This window comes from Euzebyella marina (assembly GCF_003687485.1).
In the GTDB taxonomy this organism is placed as follows: domain Bacteria; phylum Bacteroidota; class Bacteroidia; order Flavobacteriales; family Flavobacteriaceae; genus Euzebyella; species Euzebyella marina.
Genome location: NZ_CP032050.1, coordinates 1,863,498 through 1,881,749 on the forward strand (window position 1 = coordinate 1,863,498; position 18,252 = coordinate 1,881,749).

Annotated in this window: 22 protein-coding genes; all 22 read left to right on the forward strand. The window is 40.2% G+C overall.

Features of this window, described 5'->3' with window-relative positions:
* The first annotated feature begins 34 nt into the window (after positions 1–34).
* The 22 genes from D1013_RS07730 (at position 35) to D1013_RS07835 (ending at position 18,140) form a co-directional block, all read left to right on the forward strand.
* Positions 35–2,491 carry a multicopper oxidase domain-containing protein gene (locus D1013_RS07730; protein WP_121848286.1) on the forward strand — a complete coding sequence of 819 codons (2,457 nt, stop codon included), beginning with the start codon at positions 35–37 and terminating at the stop codon, positions 2,489–2,491.
* Between the two features lie 3 nt (positions 2,492–2,494).
* Positions 2,495–3,817 (forward strand): APC family permease, encoded by a 1,323-nt coding sequence (locus D1013_RS07735; protein WP_192466561.1) that lies wholly within the window; start codon positions 2,495–2,497, stop codon positions 3,815–3,817.
* A gap of 41 nt (positions 3,818–3,858) precedes the next feature.
* Positions 3,859–4,395, forward strand: coding sequence for a hypothetical protein (locus D1013_RS07740; RefSeq protein WP_225621509.1), 537 nt, complete (start codon positions 3,859–3,861; stop codon positions 4,393–4,395).
* A gap of 58 nt (positions 4,396–4,453) precedes the next feature.
* Positions 4,454–4,645, forward strand: coding sequence for an SHOCT domain-containing protein (locus D1013_RS07745; protein WP_121848288.1), 192 nt, complete (start codon positions 4,454–4,456; stop codon positions 4,643–4,645).
* A 4-nt stretch (positions 4,646–4,649) separates the two neighbouring features.
* On the forward strand, positions 4,650–5,036 hold the full coding sequence (locus D1013_RS07750; protein ID WP_121848289.1) for a DUF302 domain-containing protein: 387 nt from the start codon (positions 4,650–4,652) through the stop codon (positions 5,034–5,036).
* A 10-nt stretch (positions 5,037–5,046) separates the two neighbouring features.
* Positions 5,047–5,520, forward strand: a complete 474-nt coding sequence (locus D1013_RS07755) for a DUF302 domain-containing protein (protein ID WP_121848290.1) — start codon at positions 5,047–5,049, stop codon at positions 5,518–5,520.
* Positions 5,521–5,541: 21 nt separating this feature from the next.
* Complete coding sequence (locus tag D1013_RS07760) at positions 5,542–6,195, forward strand: DUF3347 domain-containing protein (protein ID WP_121848291.1); 654 nt, start codon at positions 5,542–5,544, stop codon at positions 6,193–6,195.
* Complete coding sequence (locus tag D1013_RS07765) at positions 6,196–6,651, forward strand: heme-binding domain-containing protein (RefSeq protein ID WP_240467932.1); 456 nt, start codon at positions 6,196–6,198, stop codon at positions 6,649–6,651.
* Between the two features lie 16 nt (positions 6,652–6,667).
* Positions 6,668–7,189 carry a DUF3347 domain-containing protein gene (locus D1013_RS07770; RefSeq protein WP_121848292.1) on the forward strand — a complete coding sequence of 174 codons (522 nt, stop codon included), beginning with the start codon at positions 6,668–6,670 and terminating at the stop codon, positions 7,187–7,189.
* Between the two features lie 150 nt (positions 7,190–7,339).
* Entirely contained in the window at positions 7,340–7,879 is a 540-nt protein-coding gene (locus tag D1013_RS07775; RefSeq protein WP_121848293.1) for a hypothetical protein, read from the forward strand.
* Positions 7,880–8,201: 322 nt separating this feature from the next.
* Positions 8,202–8,876 carry a DUF2231 domain-containing protein gene (locus tag D1013_RS07785; protein ID WP_225621510.1) on the forward strand — a complete coding sequence of 225 codons (675 nt, stop codon included), beginning with the start codon at positions 8,202–8,204 and terminating at the stop codon, positions 8,874–8,876.
* A 10-nt stretch (positions 8,877–8,886) separates the two neighbouring features.
* Positions 8,887–10,413, forward strand: coding sequence for an FMN-binding glutamate synthase family protein (locus D1013_RS07790; RefSeq protein ID WP_121848295.1), 1,527 nt, complete (start codon positions 8,887–8,889; stop codon positions 10,411–10,413).
* Entirely contained in the window at positions 10,406–10,957 is a 552-nt protein-coding gene (locus D1013_RS07795) for a YceI family protein (RefSeq protein WP_121848296.1), read from the forward strand. The genes D1013_RS07790 and D1013_RS07795 overlap by 8 nt, the downstream gene beginning before the upstream one ends.
* 48 nt (positions 10,958–11,005) lie before the next feature.
* Positions 11,006–11,554: an ion channel gene (locus D1013_RS07800; RefSeq protein ID WP_121848297.1), complete on the forward strand. Its 549-nt coding sequence runs from the start codon at positions 11,006–11,008 to the stop codon at positions 11,552–11,554.
* A gap of 18 nt (positions 11,555–11,572) precedes the next feature.
* The gene (locus D1013_RS07805; protein WP_121848298.1) at positions 11,573–12,049 is read left to right on the forward strand and encodes a YybH family protein; all 477 of its coding nucleotides are present in this window, start codon (positions 11,573–11,575) and stop codon (positions 12,047–12,049) included.
* Between the two features lie 6 nt (positions 12,050–12,055).
* Complete coding sequence (locus tag D1013_RS07810; RefSeq protein ID WP_121848299.1) at positions 12,056–12,634, forward strand: DUF2911 domain-containing protein; 579 nt, start codon at positions 12,056–12,058, stop codon at positions 12,632–12,634.
* Between the two features lie 86 nt (positions 12,635–12,720).
* Positions 12,721–13,947, forward strand: coding sequence for a permease (locus tag D1013_RS07815; RefSeq protein WP_121848300.1), 1,227 nt, complete (start codon positions 12,721–12,723; stop codon positions 13,945–13,947).
* A gap of 25 nt (positions 13,948–13,972) precedes the next feature.
* Positions 13,973–14,677 (forward strand): PepSY domain-containing protein, encoded by a 705-nt coding sequence (locus D1013_RS07820; RefSeq protein WP_121848301.1) that lies wholly within the window; start codon positions 13,973–13,975, stop codon positions 14,675–14,677.
* Positions 14,678–14,707: 30 nt separating this feature from the next.
* Entirely contained in the window at positions 14,708–14,851 is a 144-nt protein-coding gene (locus D1013_RS20310; RefSeq protein ID WP_162987835.1) for a hypothetical protein, read from the forward strand.
* Between the two features lie 37 nt (positions 14,852–14,888).
* The gene (locus D1013_RS07825; RefSeq protein WP_121848302.1) at positions 14,889–16,709 is read left to right on the forward strand and encodes an efflux RND transporter periplasmic adaptor subunit; all 1,821 of its coding nucleotides are present in this window, start codon (positions 14,889–14,891) and stop codon (positions 16,707–16,709) included.
* Positions 16,710–16,971: 262 nt separating this feature from the next.
* Positions 16,972–17,538, forward strand: a complete 567-nt coding sequence (locus D1013_RS07830; protein ID WP_121848303.1) for a helix-turn-helix domain-containing protein — start codon at positions 16,972–16,974, stop codon at positions 17,536–17,538.
* Positions 17,539–17,909: 371 nt separating this feature from the next.
* Complete coding sequence (locus D1013_RS07835) at positions 17,910–18,140, forward strand: heavy-metal-associated domain-containing protein (RefSeq protein ID WP_121848304.1); 231 nt, start codon at positions 17,910–17,912, stop codon at positions 18,138–18,140.
* Positions 18,141–18,252: the final 112 nt, after the last annotated feature.

The window sequence follows — 18,252 nt, forward strand, 5'->3', positions numbered from 1 at the left end:
TAAAATAGTCTAGTATAAATAAAAAAATAGAATTATGATCAGAAAAATTACAGTGTTGTTGGTACTTCTCATTTCATGCGCAGGTGTTGCCCAAGTAGGGACCAACGGGCAGGATCGAAAGGAAGAAGGGCGACCCGTTAAGGAATACAATCTTGTTTTGGAAAATAACAAAATAACGCTTGGAGGGGTAACTGCCAACGGAATGACCATCAATGGCGGTATTCCCGGACCAGTCTTGGAATTTACCGAAGGCGACCTGGCCATCATCAACGTAACCAATAAAATGAACGTTGAAACATCGGTACACTGGCACGGATTGATACTCCCCAATTTTTATGATGGGGTTCCCTATTTGACTACCCCACCAATTGAGCCAGGAACCACTTTCCAATACAGAATTCCGATCAATCAATCGGGTACATATTGGTACCATTCCCATACGATGCTACAAGAACAGAAAGGTGTGTATGGTTCCATTATGATTCAGCCCAAGGAAAAAACCTTGGACTATGATAAAGATCTGGTTGTAGTACTCTCTGACTGGACCAACGAAAAACCGATGAACGTACTGCGTAACCTAAAAAGGGGAAACGAATGGTATCAAGTCAAAAAAGGTACATCGGTTCCCTTGGGTAGGGTCATCAAAGAAGGTGCTTTTGGGGCTCAACTTAAATTTTGGAGAGACCGTATGGAAGGCGCCGATATTGCCGATATCTACTATCCGGCATTTCTGACCAACGGGAAAACATTGGCAGAATATCCCGAATTCAAGCCTGGAGAAAAGGTGCGGCTTCGCTTTATCAATGCTTCGGCCTCTACCTATTATTGGATGGATTTTGGCGGGGGTAACCCAATGGTGGTTTCCGGCGATGGTATTGATGTGCAACCCGTATCCAAAAGCCGATTTCTATTTGGCGTTGCAGAAACCTATGATGTAATCGTCACCATACCTGACGGCACTTTGGAAGTTACGGCAACGGCACAAGATGGCTCCGGGCATACCTCATTGCGTTTGGGAAAGGGAACTCTTTATCCTGCGAAAACGATTGACAGACCGGACAAAGTGGCGATGATGAAGCAAATGGCCAAAATGGATATGAAAATGGGAGCACCTGCAATGGTGGGAAACAAAAAGAAGAACACGCCCGAAGTTTTAATGCAGAAGTATGGGATGAAGATGGATATGAAAGACGGTCAGATGAATATGGGGATGAACGATAAGAGGTCAATGAATAAAGGCAAAATGGGCGATAAGATGAAAACGGATGACCAAAAACCTATGGATATGAATGACAATCATATGCAAATGGAGATGGACAAAAAGATGGACGGTATGAAGGGAATGAACCCGCCTGCCGGACGGGCAGGAATGGACTCGATGTCAATGGACCATAACGGAGAATCAAATAAAATGAAAGGGCATATGAATCACAATATGCCCAAGATGCAGAAGGATACTTCCTCATTTGATTACGACACTCGTAAAACTTATTTCAACTACGACTTTTTAACGGCAAAGGAGAATACCACCTACAAAGCTGATTTACCGGTAAACGACATACTGTTGAACCTAACGGGAAATATGCAGCGCTATGTATGGAGTATGAACGGCGTACCCCTTTCAGAAACCGATAAAATAAAAATCAAGGGAGGCGAAGTAACTCGGATTACGCTCAACAACCTTACGATGATGCACCACCCAATGCACCTGCACGGGCATTATTTTAGGGTCATCAACGAAAATGGCGAACGTTCCCCATTAAAGCATACGGTAAATGTACCCCCTATGCAGAAAGTGGTCATAGAGTTCTATAACGAAGAGTATGGCGATTGGTTCTTTCATTGCCACATTTTATATCATATGATGGGCGGAATGGCAAGGGTTTTCAGTTACGATACCCCAAGGGACGAGAGAATGAAGGATTTTCCCGTTCAAAAACTCATCGATGAAACGGACCATTATTATTCATGGGGATTGGCTCGTGCCGGCTCAAACTTTAATGAACTCTTTTTAACGTCAAGTAATATTCGCAATGAATTTGGTTTAAGAGCAGAGTTCGATTATGACCAAAACCTTGAAGCTGAAATTAACTATAATAGATACCTAAATGATTGGGTACGTCTCTATGTGGGTGTTAACACCGAAACCGAAATACCTGATTCCTACGATGAGTTCAATACCGTAGGATTGGTCGGTGTAAAATATTTTACGCCTTACAGGTTCAATGTAGATGTGAGTATGGACCATCAACTGCGTCCGAGAATACGTCTGGACAGAGAGCTATTGATTTTTCCTAGAATTTTTCTGGAAGGCGAATACGAATATAGAGCAGACTTCGGGTGGGTCAACGATTTAGGGAATAACAACTCATTTGAAAGTGAAACACAATGGCTGGTAGGGGTTGCATACATTCTTTCCCGTAATTTTTCAATCCAAGGCAACTATAACAACCGATACGGTTGGGGTGGCGGCCTATTAGCACGATTTTAATTGATGGAAGGATATAAAAAAAATAGCCTGAGTTTAACCGGAGCCGTATCGTTAGGTACGGGAGTGATGATTGGTGCCGGAATATTTGCTTTATTAGGTCAGGTAGCAGAACTGTCGGGCCAGTGGTTTCCTATTGCGTTCTTGGTGGGTGCCATTATCTCGGGATTTAGTGCCTATTCTTATATTAAATTATCAAATGCCTATCCATCAGCTGGGGGTATTGCCACCTATCTGAAAAAGATTTATGGTAAAGGGGCACTGACTGCTTCCGGGGCTTTGTTGATGGCTATTTCCATGGTTATCAATGAGAGTCTGGTCGCCCGTACCTTCGGCTCGTACACCTTACAAATGTTCGATGTTGGCGACAATAGTGTATGGGTTCCTGTTTTAGGGGTTGTACTGTTGATTACGGCTTTCTTAATCAATATTTCGGGGAATAACGTCATCGGCAAATCTTCGTTGGTAATGGCCATCCTGAAAATAGGGGGTATTTCCATTTTTGCGATAGGTGGTTTGTGGGCTGCGGGATTCTCCTTTTCTGAAGTAGTCCCGTCCAGCAGTTTATCCGAATATCCGGTCTCCAGTTATCTTGGGGCTTTGGCATTGTCGATTTTAGCCTACAAAGGCTTTACGACCATAACCAATAGCGGTGGGGAAATTGTGAATCCCAACAAGAATGTCGGTAGGGCCATCATTATTTCACTGGCCATTTGTACCCTTATCTACCTTTTGGTCGCTTTTGCGGTTTCCTCCAACCTTTCGATAGAAGAAATCATACGGGCCAAGGACTATTCCTTGGCGGAGGCCTCCAAACCTGCCTTTGGCAAGTACGGGCTTTGGTTTACGGTAGGTATAGCCATCGTTGCCACAATTTCAGGGGTTATTGCCAGTGTTTTTGCCGTTTCAAGAATGACGGCTATGTTGACTGACATGGATTTGATTCCCCATAACCATTTTGGAATGCCAGGAGGCATACAAAAGCATATGCTTGTCTATACCGTAGTCTCGGCAATTGCATTGACCGTTCTTTTTGATTTGACAAGAATTGCATCTTTAGGGGCCATACTCTATTTGGTCATGGATATTGGAATCCATTGGGGTGTTTTGAAAAACCTACGAAAAGAAATACAAGCGAATGCTGCAATAATCGGTACCGCTATTATACTTGATCTTATTGTTCTGGGAGCTTTTTTATGGATCAAAATATCCAGTGATCTGTTGGTGGTGGTTGTAGCGGCCGTGCTTATAATACTCGTTTTTACCGGGGAAAAATGGTTTTTAAAAAGAAATGGCAACAATGAAAAAGTAGAAAAAACAAATGATTGATTAACCTGAAAAATGAAAAGATGAAAACAAAAATGATTTTAATGACAATCGGATTAGTAGCAACGATGGTAGGCTGTAAATCAACTTTCAATGCTGCCGAGACCATGCGGGTGGATGAAAACAGAAATGCCATCTATCAAGAAATTATTTCTAACCCTGTACAATTTACCAACTTCATCAGTGAGGCAAGAAAAAATGAAGAATCCAAAAAGATGCTAATGAAGGCTCATATGGAGCAGATGGAATCTGGGGATATGAAAATGGTGATGGATAAAAACCCTGAGATGAAGGAAAAAATGCAGTCCCATATGCAGAAGATGATGGAGAAGAACCCAGAAATGAAGAAAAAGATGGAGTCCAAAATTCTCGATAAGATGATGGAAAGCGAAAAGGGCCGTAAGATGCTGATGGAAAAAATACATATTAATGAAATGATGAAAAAAGAGATGAAGGAAAGAATGAAAAATATGATGGATGAGAATCCTGATATGATGGAAGAAATGATGCAGAAAATGATGGAAAAAAATCCAGAGATGATGAAAATGATGAAAGAAAAAATGAAAAATAAAGGAGCGTAAGCCTTCGAATACCGAGGTGGATTGAAAAACAGAAAATAACTATTAAAATTCTACAATTATGATGATGTGGTGGTGGGTATTGATACCGGTCATTTTGGTGTTGGTTTTTTTCCTGTTTAATGGAAAAAATAGGAGAGGCCCTAGAAATATCGAGGACCCTATGAAAACACTCGACAACCGGTTCGCCAAGGGCGAAATATCCAAAGAAGAATACGAAGAACAAAAACGAACTATTAACTCTAAAAATTAAAACGATGGAATATTATTTCAACAAGACCCTTAACGAAGACTTTGAAAAGGTAATCGAGAGGGTAACGGAAGAACTGAAAAACGAAGGTTTTGGCATCCTGACCGAAATCGATGTCAAGGAAACCTTGAAGAAGAAACTGGACGTGGACTTCAAAAAATACAGAATACTTGGTGCTTGTAATCCGCCCTATGCCCATAAGGCACTGGAAGCCGAAGATAAGATAGGTACTATGTTGCCTTGCAATGTAATCGTGCAGGAAGTATCGAAAGGGAATGTAGAGGTGGCGGCGGTAAACCCAATGGCGTCGATGCAAGCCGTCGACAATGAAATATTGGCCGAAATCGCAAGTGATATTACCGCCAAATTGGAAAATGTAATCGATAAACTTTAGAAGCGGAACAATGGAAAATAGTAAGGGTAAAAACAAACAGGTCTCGCAACAAGATTATTCAGAAAGTCAGAGCACCCCGTATTGCATTACGCGGAGGTATGGTAGTTTGACATTTGAGGAAACCGTACAAAACGTAAAAAATGGCTTGAAAAAGTTAGGTCTTGACCTTATTGCCGAATTTGACGTGCGAGAGTATCTGAGTTCAGATATGGAAAAGATACCTCGGCACCTCATTCTAATGGTATGTGAAAAAGAAACTGCATTAAACCTAATCTCAAAGGATGTTCAAATGAGCGTTCTTTTTCCGTGCAACGTAACCATTAAGGAAGTGGAACATAACACGATTATCGAAGTGTCGATAGAAAATACCGATATCACTTGGTCTTCCGCTAAGAAAAAAGAAATAATGGAGGTGGCGAAAAATACAAAGAATATCTTGAAAAAATTGCTCGACACTATTGAGCAGCAAAACGTAAAACTATAATTAACATCAAAATCAATAATCATGAGAAAATCAAAAGTAACAACAAGTATTATGGCAATTGCATTGGTAGCCCTTACGGCTACTTCATGTAAAGACGCTAAAAAAGAGCACAACGACGAAGACGGCCACCATTCGGAACAAATGGATGACAATAGTCATATGGATGGCGCAATGGAAGAAGACCATAGCAAAATGGATCATGGCGATATGGAATCGTCGGATAAAATGATGGGCAACGCACAGCACGCATCAAAATCAACAACACTTATTGCCAATTACCTAGACCTAAAGAATGCTCTTGTGTCCGATGACAAAGATGGGGCCGCAAAGGCAGGGGAAAAGCTTGAAGGCAGCCTAAAGAACCTCGATACGAGCAAATTCAGTGATGAACAGCAAGATGAGTTGAAAGACATTATTGAAGATGCCACCGAACATGCAGAACATATCGCGAAAAGTGACATCGGGCACCAGCGTGAACATTTTGATGTCTTGAGCAAAGATGTCATTGACCTTTTGGCGATCACAGGTTCAGATCGAACACTTTATCAGGCCTATTGCCCCATGTACAATAACAACAAAGGAGCGCAATGGTTGAGTGCTACCAAGGAAATAAAAAATCCGTATTACGGCGCAAAAATGATGAGCTGCGGTAGTGTACAAAAGGAAATCAACTAAGTGAAGAAAAGTGTAAAAATCATAGTGCTTGTGCTTTTGGTCGGGTTTGTGGGGATACAGTTTTTTTCCACTTCCCGAAACCAAAGCGACACAATACCAAAAACTGATTTTATGCTGGTAAACGATGTGCCGAAACAAGTGGAGAACATCATCAAGACCTCTTGCTACGATTGCCATAGCAACAACACGGATTATCCTTGGTACAACAAAGTGCAACCCGTTGCCTGGTTTTTGGAGGATCATGTTACCCATGGCAAGGAAGAATTGAATTTTAACGAATGGGCCGATTATTCAAACAGAAGAAAGAATAGCAAGTTAAAATCGATCATAAGTCAGATAGAAAATGGAGAAATGCCCCTTTGGTCTTATACACTAATTCATAGGGAAGCAAAACTTTCGGAGGACAAGAGGAAAACCGTTCTCGATTGGGTTTCAAAATTAAAGGACAGTTTATAAACTAAAAATTCAACAAATGAAGAATTTAAAACATGGTGTAGTAACCCTGCTCATGTTGGGGACTACAATGGGCTACGCACAGCACAAAATAGAACTGAACCATGACCATAGCAAGATGGAGATGAAAGTGGTCGAGTTGGAATTTAACGACAAGAACATCGCCAATGCCTACGAACATTACGAGCACATTAAAAATGACTTGGTCGGTTCCAATTCGGGCGATGCCCAAAAGGGAGCGGTAATGTTGAACGAAGCACTTGAAAAAGTCGAGGGTTCCGATGCGGCATTATCGGCCTCGCAAAAAATCGCTGCTACCGACAATTTAGAGAGACAGCGAAAGGCTTTTTCCGATTTGAGCAATGAAATAGAAACCTTGTTGAAAGGAACTGTTACATCGGGGAAAATCTATAAGGATTTCTGCCCTATGGCCTTGAACGGGGGTGCGTATTGGTTATCCGCCATTAAAGACATCCGCAACCCGTATTATGGGGCAAAAATGCTCAGCTGCGGAAAAGTGACGGCCGTAATAGAGAAGTAAAACCTGATTGGGGAGGTTGAATATAGTTAATGGTTAGTGTTTAAAATGCTTACCCTTTTCAGGTATTAATAGTTGAATGTTGCTGAGTACAGCTTTATGAGTATTAAAAAAATAAAATGCAAAAAAAGATTTAACGTAAGCAAAACCTAAATGGAAGCATTAAGCCTTGACATTTTTGTAGTACCAACCATTGTGCTGACCTCGGTCGTTCTGCTATATCTCTATTTTGCCAAACAGGTACGGGACAAAAAAAATTATAACAACTATATCATCGGTATTGCAGTAATAGCGTTTTCGTTCAATTTTATCTGGGAGCTGGCGCAAGGTCCGCTCTATGAAGGTTTTGAATACGATTGGCAACATATATCGTTTTGTGCCCTCGCATCTGTAGCTGATATGTTGATGGTGCTTATCCTGCTTTTCGGATTTGGTTTGGTATATAAAAATGTCTTTTGGACAAGGTCAATGGGTATCAATAAAATATTCCCGTTGATTTTTATCGGAAGTGCTGGTGCAATTTTGGGAGAAATTTGGCATACCTCACGTGGCGATTGGGCTTATGCAGAGGCAATGCCTATTGTACCATGGGTTAATGTGGGACTGTCGCCACTATTACAATTTGCCGTGTTGCCCTATTTAATTTTTGTGATTGGAAAAAACTTTATAAACGAAGTGAATTTGGAAAAGTAAATCTGGGTCGGTCGGGAATGTGTTTTTATTGGTTAGTTATTTAGTGTAGTTCCTGACCGCCCTGATTTTTTTAATGAAGAAAAAGTCCTGTTATGGGAAGGGAAATTTGGTTGATTTAGTGTTTAACGCCCTTCCCTTGACAGGCACAATAAACAGAATTAGGATTGAAATGAAAGATTGTTGTAAAAATGGCCCGGAAAAGTCAGGGAAACAAGGTTGGAAAAAGTGGTTCAACTATACCATTTACATCATTATAGGCACTATTGTTATAGGTGCGCTTATTTTACAGATTATGAATAGTTCATCATAAAAACGATTGATTATGAAAAAAACAGTTTCATTTTTAGTACTGCTTTTAAGCCTAATGTCGCTTCATGCAAGTGCCCCTGAGTCCATTGGGAACAATTCGGGATATTCGGCGAATAGTTTGGGAACCTTTTATGCTCTTGAATTGTCCGAAAAACTACAGCAACATACCGAAATCCACGCTGAAAAGCCCATAAACAAGGAGGAGGTGGCTTTGGATGAATTCGACAATTTACATCCGTTGGTGGTGCATTTTCCTATCGTACTCCTTTTGTTTGCGGCATTGCTCCAAGGTATTCAGCTGTTCGTCCTTAAAAGGAACTTGGACTGGGTTATCTTGTTTCTTATTGGTACTGGTTTTATTGGGGCCTACGTAGCGGGAACTTTTGTACACCCGCATACCCATGGCCTTACGGATATAGCCCAAAAAGTATTGGATAACCATGATAAATATGCAGATTGGACCATTTGGTCGAGCGCTCTGGCCGCAGTATTGAAGGTTATCAGCCTTTTTTGGATAAAACTGAATCGAGGTTTTGAAATAGCCGTTCTCCTTGTTATGGCCTTTTCGGCGTTCTCCGTTTCACAAGCAGGACATTATGGCGCTCAGCTCGTTTATATTCAGGGCGTTGGCCCACAGGGCCAGTATTTGGAAACTGAAACGCCAGAGGAAGAAAGCCATTCGCATTAAAAAATAAAGCATGAGAAGAATATTTTTAATATCGTCGATAACGCTGCTAGTGGTACTTGCAGGACTTATAATGTGGAAGCCTCATTTATGGTGGCTTGCGCTGTTGATCGCACCTTTTATGCTTCTCGGCACTAAGGACTATTTTCAAAAATCCAATAATATAAGACGCACCTATCCTTTGCTGGGAAGAATTACCAATCTATTGGAAAAACAACGTCACGTCGTTCAAGAAACGGTTTTATTGAATAGAACAGAGGGAAAACCTTTCAATTGGATACAGAAAGAAATTGTTTATAAACGTGCCGCAGACGTAGTCAAAAACCAACCCTTTGGAACGCAGATTCCGTATAACGAAGTTGGTCGCGAATGGTTTACCCATTCCACGTATCCTGCAAAGGAAATCAAAGATGATTTTAGGGTTACCATAGGGAGTTCAAAATGCTCAAAACACTATTCGGCAAGCATCCTAAATCTGGCAGGGATGAGCTATGGTTCCATAAGTAAAAATGCGACCCTTGCTTTTAATGGCGGTGCAAAAATCGCAGGCTTTGCCCAAAATACTGGCGAAGGTGGATTTACGCCCTACCATCAGGAATATGGAGCCGATGTTATTTTTCAATTTGGCACTGGATATTTTGGATGCCGAGATGCAGAAGGAAATTTTGACCCTAAAAAATTTGCGGAAATCGCATCCAATGAGGTGGTCAAAATGATTGAGATAAAAGTCTCACAAGGTGCAAAACCCGGTTTTGGTGCCATTCTTCCTGCCAAAAAAAATACCGAGGAAATCGCAAAGTACAGGGACGTAGAAAAAGGAACCGAAATTCTATCGCCACCAACTCACGCTGAATTTAGTACTGATTTGGAAATGATTGCCTTTGTACAAAATTTAAGAAAGCTGTCTGGAGGAAAACCCATAGGGATTAAAATGTGCATCGGACAGAAAGACGAATTCGAACGAATGGTTCGCACTTTTGCTGAAAAGCAAAACTATCCAGATTTTGTAGCCATTGACGGCGCAGAAGGTGGTTCCGGTGCTGCACATATGGAATCGCTACATTGGGCTGGAATGCCAATAATTAAAGCCGTACATTTTGCAAACGGCATTCTTAAAAAGTATGGATTGCGAGATGAAATAAAAGTAATGGCGGCAGGAAAAATAATTTCAGCTTTTGATATCTATAGAATGTTGGCACTTGGTGCCGATGCTTGCTATAGTGCCAGAGGGATGATGTTTGCCTTGGGCTGCGTACAATCCTTAAAATGCAATCTGGATACCTGCCCTACGGGAATCACCACAATGGAACCTTCAAGGGTCGCATCATTGGTAGTAGAAGATAAAAAGACCAAAGTAGCCAACTACCATAAAAACACCATGGAAGCTTTTAAGGAGCTGCTAAAATCAATGGGGCTTGAAAGTAGAAAAGGTATCGACAAGAAGTTCATTGTCCGCCGAATCAATGAAAACGGGACAAAAACATACCAAGAGTTATATTCAAACGGATTGAATGGTCGAAAAATAAAAAGCAATGGATAAAAATGCAATGTATTTTTTAATAATACTGTTGTTTTCTGGCAACGTGGCTATTAACGCCCAAAACTTTGTACTAAAGGAAGGAAGCGCATCCTTTAAGGCAAAAATGCCCCTTAATTCCTATATCGGTAAATCTGATGATTTACAGGGCACCATTGATTTTAAGGACGGTGCGTTGAACTTTTCGGTACCTGTAAAATCCATAAAGACAGACAATGAAAAACGGGATGGACATATGTACGAGTTGGTAAAAGCGGAAAAAAATCCCAATGTCGTTTTTGAAGGAAAGCTTAAAGACGATTTTGATTTTGACGAAAAAGCGGCACAAACGCTCAGCGCAATGGGCGATTTTACCCTTGCGGGAGTTACACGGGAAATAACAATTCCTATTGAGTTGAAACTTGTTTCAGAAGAAACAATTCAGTTAAAAGCTTCTTGGTCCTTGTTGATTACCGATTATAATTTAGAACGCCCCAGTTTTACATTTATAAAGGTTAATGACAAGCATGACTTGAGTGTGGATGCGCTTCTTGAGAAGAAAAAATGAGAACGAAACAAAGACCTATGATGAGATTTTTACAGATAACAAATAAGAATGGATAAAGAAAAAGACATAGAAACCACAAGGGCGTTTTATGGGCAGCTTTTCAACAGCTCAAAGTATGTTCTATTGGTGCTGCTTATTGCTTCAGTAATCGAACTGTATGCGCTACCTACTATGGAAGGGTCTTATGCTATGATTATCCTACTGGCCTTAACATTACTAAAGATAGGATTCATTATAGCCTTGTCCTTTAACCAACTAATGAAGATAATTGGTCAGAGCCATCTATTGAGCCACGTACTGGTGTTGTTCGGATACCTGATTGTGTTGATAGTTTTCTCGTTTGCAATAGATTACACAGCGTTGCAGTTTGTGGATGCTATTCATTTTAAAATGAACAACAGTATTGGCAATGATGGACTGTCGGTATTTTTTGATTTATCCTATTTCAGTTTGATAACATTCTCATCAGTAGGATATGGTGATATAGTCCCAATTTCCTTACCCGCGAAAATCCTGGTGGCGCTTGAAGTGGCACTGCGGTTTTTCGTCCTGGTCTTTGGTATCGCAAATGTGAATAGAATTCGAGTAAATAAATAACCTTTAAAAACTAAAAGTATGAAAACACTAAAATTAACTACGGTGGTAATGTTGCTCATAATAGCGACGAGCCCACTATTTGGACAAGATGCAAAAACAGAAAAAGAAGCAGTGCTTACAGTAATGAAAAGCTATAAGGATGCCCTACAAAACCTAACGACCGATGGTACTTTCGAATTATTTACCGAGGATTCCGAGGTTTTTGAATCGGGAGGCGTCGAGGGTACGTACAGCCACTATATAGAACATCATTTAGGACCGGAATTGGGTCACTTTGAAAAATTTGAATTTTCAGATTATGAAATCGATGTAAAGGTAGATGTACCCTATGCCTTTACTACCGAAACATACGTATATACCATTGTCCTCAATCCGGACGACAAGGGAAATAGCCGGACCATAAAGAAAAAAGGGGTAGCAACCTCAATCCTTAAAAAAATAGATGGAAAATGGAAAATAATAAAAACCCATTCATCTTCAAGAAATACTAAGTAACAACCGATGAGTAGATATATTTCAATTAGTATAGTGTTCGGTCTTCTTCTTATTATCAGTTGTAAAGAGAAGAAAACCGAGCCATTGCCGGAACAGTCGAAAGAAACAACCATAGAACAACCGCCAAAAAAAGTGTTAAGCCCCCACACCTTTGCAATGGCGACCATTGGTAATGCGCACATCCATATTGATTATTCATCGCCAGGGGTTAGGGACAGGATGATTTTTGGTGGTTTGCTGGCGTATGACCAAGTCTGGCAAGCTGGGGCACATATGGCTACGTGGATAGAGACAGATACGAATTTAGAAATAGATGGTAAGGAACTGAAAGCAGGTAAATATGGATTTTTTACCATTCCTTCAAAAGAAGAATGGACCATCATTTTAAATTCCAATTGGAACCAGCACGGAAAGGATGAATATGACGAAAAAGATGATGTAATACGATTTAAGGTGACACCGATTATTGCGGATAGCCTGAAGGAACACTTAGAATATAATATCAATAAAATTAGTGATACGGAAGGTGACATAACATTAGCTTGGGAAAAATTTAAAGTAGTAATTCCATTCAAAGTAAAATAGCAAGATATGGTCAACCAAAGCTCAATGATAAAGAAATTAAAAACACGTGTATCATCAACGAATAAAAAACTAATACAGTTTAAACCGTGAACGAATTTTTAAAACAATGGGGCGAAGCCGCCTATACGACCACCGGATTTTTCTGGATGGCGCTTTGGGCATTCATTTTGGGTTATATCATCAGTAGTATGATACAGATTTTCGTGACCGAAAAGCGGATGCAAAAAACAATGGGCGAAAATGAAGGCAAAAGTGTGCTTTTGGGCACGTTTTTCGGCTTTATAAGTAGCTCGTGCAGTTTTTCGGCTTTGGCAGGTACAAAATCTATTTTTAAGAAAGGGGCAAGTTTTGTGTCTTCCATTGCCTTTCTGTTGGCATCGACCAATCTCGTCATAGAATTGGGGATTATTATTTCCATATTCTTAGGATGGCAGTTCGTGGTGGGCGAATATGTAGGTGGTATTCTCTTGATTGGTATTTCGTGGATTCTGATACGACTCATCAATCCTAAAAAACTAATTGAGAAAGCACGAAAAAATCTCGAAAATGAAGATGATGATGAGATGGACGGTTCCAAAGATTGGAAGAAACAAATCAAGAACGAAGACAGTTGGGCGCGCGTTGCCAAAAAATATAAGATGGAATGGCAAATGGTCTGGAAGGATGTAACCGTAGGTTTTACCATTGCAGGTATAACAGCGGCTTTTGTGCCAGATTCGTTCTTTAAGACCTTATTTATCAATAGCGGTCAGGGTAATACAGATTTCACATTTCTGGAAATTCTGGAACATATCGTTGTTGGGCCAGTCGCCGCATTTTTGACTTTTATTGGCTCAATGGGCAACATTCCGTTAGCTGCCTTGCTCTTTGGAAAAGGCGTGAGTTTTGCTGGCGTAATGGCCTTTATTTTTAGTGATTTGGTGGTTTTTCCAGTACTGAGAATCAATGCAAAGTATTATGGTTGGAAAATGTCATTGTTTATCACGTTTTTATTGTTTACAGCATTAATTGGTACGGCATTGACGCTGCATTATGGGTTTGATGCATTGAATATACTACCAGATTCATCACAGGTGAAGATTCAGGATAGCGAATTTTTCAAGATTGATTATACCTTTTTCTTGAACGTTGCTTTTCTCATCATTTCAGCCTATCTCGTTTATCTGGGTTTTTTCAAGAAAAAAGATGTAGAACATTCAATGAGCGAGATGGCACCCAAGAGTCCATTGTTGGAAAGTGTTTTAAAATATGCAGCCTTCATCTGTTATATATGGCTCGCTGGGGGACTTATTGTAAAATTTTTAGTGAACTAAAATTCGGATATAGAATAAAACAAATATGGTCAACAGCAAAACAGCAAAATGGATTCGAAAAGCCCACCGTTACTTGGGTATCTTTTTGGGTATTCAGTTCCTGATGTGGACGATTAGCGGTATGTATTTTAGCTGGACGGATATTGATGAGATACACGGCGACCAGTTCAAAAACCAGAAGCCAAAACAGACGGCTTTTTCAGATTTATTGGGTACAGGCCAATTAAATAGTAAGCAACCCATCCAAACGCTGGAATTATTGGAAATAGCAAAAGAACCTTACTATTGGATAAACGAAGCAAAGCTTTATAATGCCAAAACAGGAGAGGAAAAGGACGGTATCACTAAAGAAGAAGCCCGAGAGGTAGCACAAAGATATATACTTCCAGAGCTTAAAATAGCCGCAATAAAAAGGATAGAAGAAGTCGGAGACCACCACGAATATCGAGGACGTCCCCTACCGGCTTATGAGATTTCGTATGAAACACCAAAAAATTTAAAGGCTTATGTGGCTGTCGAAAATGGGGCGTTTCAAACGGTGCGGCATAGAGATTGGCGCTGGTTCGACTTTCTGTGGATGACCCATACCATGGACTATGACACAAGAGATAATTTCAACACCCTTTTGTTAAGGTCATTTTCGCTTTTGGGACTAATAACCGTGTTGAGCGGCTTTGTCCTATGGTATATATCATCGCCATCTATTCGAAAGATAAAAAAACAGATTTAGAAAGTAATTTAATGAATGGAGACGTAATTTATGGAAGAAAAAAACCCGAACGGCGAGATTAGAAAAGTGCCATTTGAAAAGGAAGGCGCCTATATTTTAGCGGGCATTATCATACTTTTTATAGTACATACGCTCATTGTACTGGTTTTGAAAACTATTAGTGAATCCGTATAAATTTTTAAGAAACAATAACATTTCAATCTTCAATATCATGAACAAGAACATCATTTACATTGTAGTAGCCGCCTTAGCGGTCGGTTTATTGGGGGGATATTTTATTTTCTCAAACGCTGAGGCCGATCAATCGGCTATAAAAGATCTTTCGGATATGTCCGATAGCCATGACCATTCCGGAGAATCCGAGAATCAGATGTGGACCTGCTCCATGCACCCACAGATTATGCAACCCGAACCGGGAGACTGCCCAATCTGCGGTATGGATCTCATTCCTGCTGAAACCGGAGAGACGGGGCTTAGTGCCAATGAAATAAAAATGACGGACAACGCCTTGGCCTTGGCCAATATACGCACCTCTACCGTTGGTACAGGTGGTTCGGATGGGAGTTCACTTAAACTCTCAGGAAAGATTCGCGAGAACGAAGAAGCCAATGCTACCCAAGCTACATATTTTGCGGGTCGCATTGAACGGCTAAATGTGAATTATACCGGAGAGAACGTTGCCAAGGGCAAACTTTTGGCAACCATCTATTCCCCAGAATTGGTAAGCGCACAACAAGAGCTGTTGACGGCCGCATCCATGAAGGAATCGCAACCGGCATTATACAATGCCGTTCGCAATAAATTAAAATTATGGAAGCTTTCTGACAATCAAATAGATAAGATAGAAGAAGTGGGCAAAGTGCAGGAAAACTTTCCAGTCTATGCCACAGTTTCAGGAACGATTACCGATATCATGGTTGAAGAAGGAGATTATGTAAAACAAGGGCAGCCTTTGTACAAAATTGCCAACTTAAATTCCGTTTGGGCGGTATTCGATGCCTATGAAAATCAGATAGCATCGTTGAAGGAGGGTCAGGAGGTCAAGATAACGACGAATGCCTATCCCAATGAAGAATTTACGGCAAAAATATCCTTTGTAGACCCGTTACTTAATTCTTCTACAAGAACGGTCATGGTAAGGGCAATACTTAACAATAAGGATAATCTCTTGAAGCCGGGTATGTTCGTGGAAGGTACGATCAATGCTGCCGAAATGCAGATGGAGAATACCGTTATCATACCGGCCAGTGCCGTAATGTGGACAGGGGAACGATCGGTGGTTTATGTAAAGACCAATCCCAATGAGCCTGTCTTTGAAATGCGCGAAGTTGCCCTTGGAAGTACCAATGGCGATACCTATACAATAATTAGCGGGCTTGAAAAGGGGGATCAAATTGTGACCAACGGAACATTTACCGTTGATGCGGCCGCACAGTTACAGGGTAAAAAATCGATGATGAACGCAGAGGGAGGCAAAACCATGACCGGGCATGAGGGTCATTTGGGTATGCAGGAAGGAGATAAAATGGAACCCTCAACAAGTACGGGCACCGACCATTCTAAGATGAAAAAAAGGATTGAAGTATCAAGTGAGTTTCAAGGTCAGTTGAAGCAGGTTTTCGAAGCCTATATAGATGTTAAGGATGCTTTGGTAAATGATGATGGCGCGGCCGCACAAAAAGAAGCAAAACAAATGGAAGAAAGTTTGGCCAAAGTCGATATGAAGTTGCTAAAAGACAAAGAGGCCCATGATCATTGGATGACCATTCAAAAAGAGCTCAAAGCATCGTCCAATGCAATGGCCAGCACTTCTGAGATCAAGGAGCAAAGGGACCACTTTAAACATCTATCGGCCCACTTGATCAGCGGTGTTCAGCTTTTTGGAGTCAATCAAAAAGTGTACAACAGCTTTTGCCCGATGGCAGATAGCAATAAGGGAGCCAATTGGCTAAGCCTGGAAAAGGAGATTCGAAACCCATATTATGGAGAAGCGATGATGACCTGTGGAGAGGTAAAAGCTACTTTGGAATAATTAATTTCCGTAAAAGGCGGATGTGGCCAATAGGTACTAAGTTCCGCTTTTTTACTTTAAAAAAGTCGGATGACGATGAGCGAGAACAGAAGGAAAAGGAGAAAGGAAGAGAGAAAAAAACCGCAAAACAATATCGATAAGAAAGATAAAATTTACGGAATACTGGCGATAGTGCTATTATTTCTTATAGCCACTATATTAGTAATTATCAATGCATTTTCATAGTAACTTTCCTTATGATAGAAGTTGAAACCGGAATAACATGAGCAACATCATCCACATAAAAAATATGGTCTGCCCCAGATGTATAGCGGCAGTATCCAATATTTTGAAGGATTTGGAAATTCCATATGTATCTATAAAATTGGGAGAAGTGGAATTGCCTGCAACACTTGCTTTAAAGAAAAAATTGGCCTTGTCCATAGGACTTCAGGAATCCGGATTCAGCTTGATAAACGACCGTAAAAGTCAACTTATAGAACAGATGAAAACCTTGGTCGTGGACAAAATCCATCACTCTTCCGATGGATTGGATATTAAATGGGCGGACTATATAAGCGAAAAACTCCATCTTGAATACAAGTACTTAAGTTCCCTTTTTTCATCCGTGGAAAGCATCACTTTTGAACAGTATATCATCAACCAAAAGATTGAAAGGGTAAAGGAATTATTGGTGTATGACGAACTTACCTTGAGCGAAATTGCCTATCACCTGGGGTACAGCAGTGTGGCTTATTTAAGCAACCAGTTTAAAAAGGTAACGGGAATGACCCCTTCGCAATTCAAAAAAAGTATAGATAAAAACAGGAAATCGTTGGATGACATATAATTTCTACTATAAGGTTTTGCCATAAGTTCGCAAAGAAACGCTTATGTCGGGTTGCTTTAGATGAATGTCCCAATTCTCAAATGGGTCAATGTTTTTTTTATTAGAAACATATGATTTTTACTGTAAGCATTATTTTGGAGTACTATTCATTATGCACATTCTTTTAATGGTTTGGTGTAGCACAAAAGAATAACTCAGAACCATGAATAGAATAACCAAATTGGTTATCGCCGGTTGGCCAAAGTGATGAATTCTTTTTCGCGAAAAAATCATGAAGGCCTTTAGCGTGCAGAAAATAATTAAAAAGTAATAAATACTTACGAAATCGGAAAATTTCCGGTTTCACGAAAAAAACTGAAATAAATTACGTCATGAAAAAAAGATATGAAATAAAGGGAATGACCTGTAACGGTTGTAGAGATCATGTAGAAGAAGCAATTCTAAATGTCGCAGGAGTAGCCGATGTATCGGTCGATTTGAAAAATGCCGAAGCAACGGTAGAGTCGCAATTTGAAGTGCCTTTGGGAAATTTACAAAATGCCCTTAAAAATACCGGCGATCAATATAAAATACAACTTAAGAATAGTGTTGAACAAAACTAAAACAATGCCTATATAGTTATGCGGTAATTTGTATGATAGCTACAAACAATTGAAATTCTAATAATAACCAAAAAACAATTTTACGATGGAAAACAAGGAAAAACAAACAGAT

Coding starts and splice junctions, on each gene's coding strand:
- D1013_RS07730 (WP_121848286.1), top strand. CDS start 35: ATGATCAGAAAAATTACAGTGTTGTTGGTACTTCTCATTTCATGCGCA.
- D1013_RS07735 (WP_192466561.1), top strand. CDS start 2,495: ATGGAAGGATATAAAAAAAATAGCCTGAGTTTAACCGGAGCCGTATCG.
- D1013_RS07740 (WP_225621509.1), top strand. CDS start 3,859: ATGACAATCGGATTAGTAGCAACGATGGTAGGCTGTAAATCAACTTTC.
- D1013_RS07745 (WP_121848288.1), top strand. CDS start 4,454: ATGATGATGTGGTGGTGGGTATTGATACCGGTCATTTTGGTGTTGGTT.
- D1013_RS07750 (WP_121848289.1), top strand. CDS start 4,650: ATGGAATATTATTTCAACAAGACCCTTAACGAAGACTTTGAAAAGGTA.
- D1013_RS07755 (WP_121848290.1), top strand. CDS start 5,047: ATGGAAAATAGTAAGGGTAAAAACAAACAGGTCTCGCAACAAGATTAT.
- D1013_RS07760 (WP_121848291.1), top strand. CDS start 5,542: ATGAGAAAATCAAAAGTAACAACAAGTATTATGGCAATTGCATTGGTA.
- D1013_RS07770 (WP_121848292.1), top strand. CDS start 6,668: ATGAAGAATTTAAAACATGGTGTAGTAACCCTGCTCATGTTGGGGACT.
- D1013_RS07775 (WP_121848293.1), top strand. CDS start 7,340: ATGGAAGCATTAAGCCTTGACATTTTTGTAGTACCAACCATTGTGCTG.
- D1013_RS07785 (WP_225621510.1), top strand. CDS start 8,202: ATGAAAAAAACAGTTTCATTTTTAGTACTGCTTTTAAGCCTAATGTCG.
- D1013_RS07790 (WP_121848295.1), top strand. CDS start 8,887: ATGAGAAGAATATTTTTAATATCGTCGATAACGCTGCTAGTGGTACTT.
- D1013_RS07795 (WP_121848296.1), top strand. CDS start 10,406: ATGGATAAAAATGCAATGTATTTTTTAATAATACTGTTGTTTTCTGGC.
- D1013_RS07800 (WP_121848297.1), top strand. CDS start 11,006: ATGGATAAAGAAAAAGACATAGAAACCACAAGGGCGTTTTATGGGCAG.
- D1013_RS07805 (WP_121848298.1), top strand. CDS start 11,573: ATGAAAACACTAAAATTAACTACGGTGGTAATGTTGCTCATAATAGCG.
- D1013_RS07810 (WP_121848299.1), top strand. CDS start 12,056: ATGAGTAGATATATTTCAATTAGTATAGTGTTCGGTCTTCTTCTTATT.
- D1013_RS07820 (WP_121848301.1), top strand. CDS start 13,973: ATGGTCAACAGCAAAACAGCAAAATGGATTCGAAAAGCCCACCGTTAC.
- D1013_RS20310 (WP_162987835.1), top strand. CDS start 14,708: ATGGAAGAAAAAAACCCGAACGGCGAGATTAGAAAAGTGCCATTTGAA.
- D1013_RS07825 (WP_121848302.1), top strand. CDS start 14,889: ATGAACAAGAACATCATTTACATTGTAGTAGCCGCCTTAGCGGTCGGT.
- D1013_RS07830 (WP_121848303.1), top strand. CDS start 16,972: ATGAGCAACATCATCCACATAAAAAATATGGTCTGCCCCAGATGTATA.
- D1013_RS07835 (WP_121848304.1), top strand. CDS start 17,910: ATGAAAAAAAGATATGAAATAAAGGGAATGACCTGTAACGGTTGTAGA.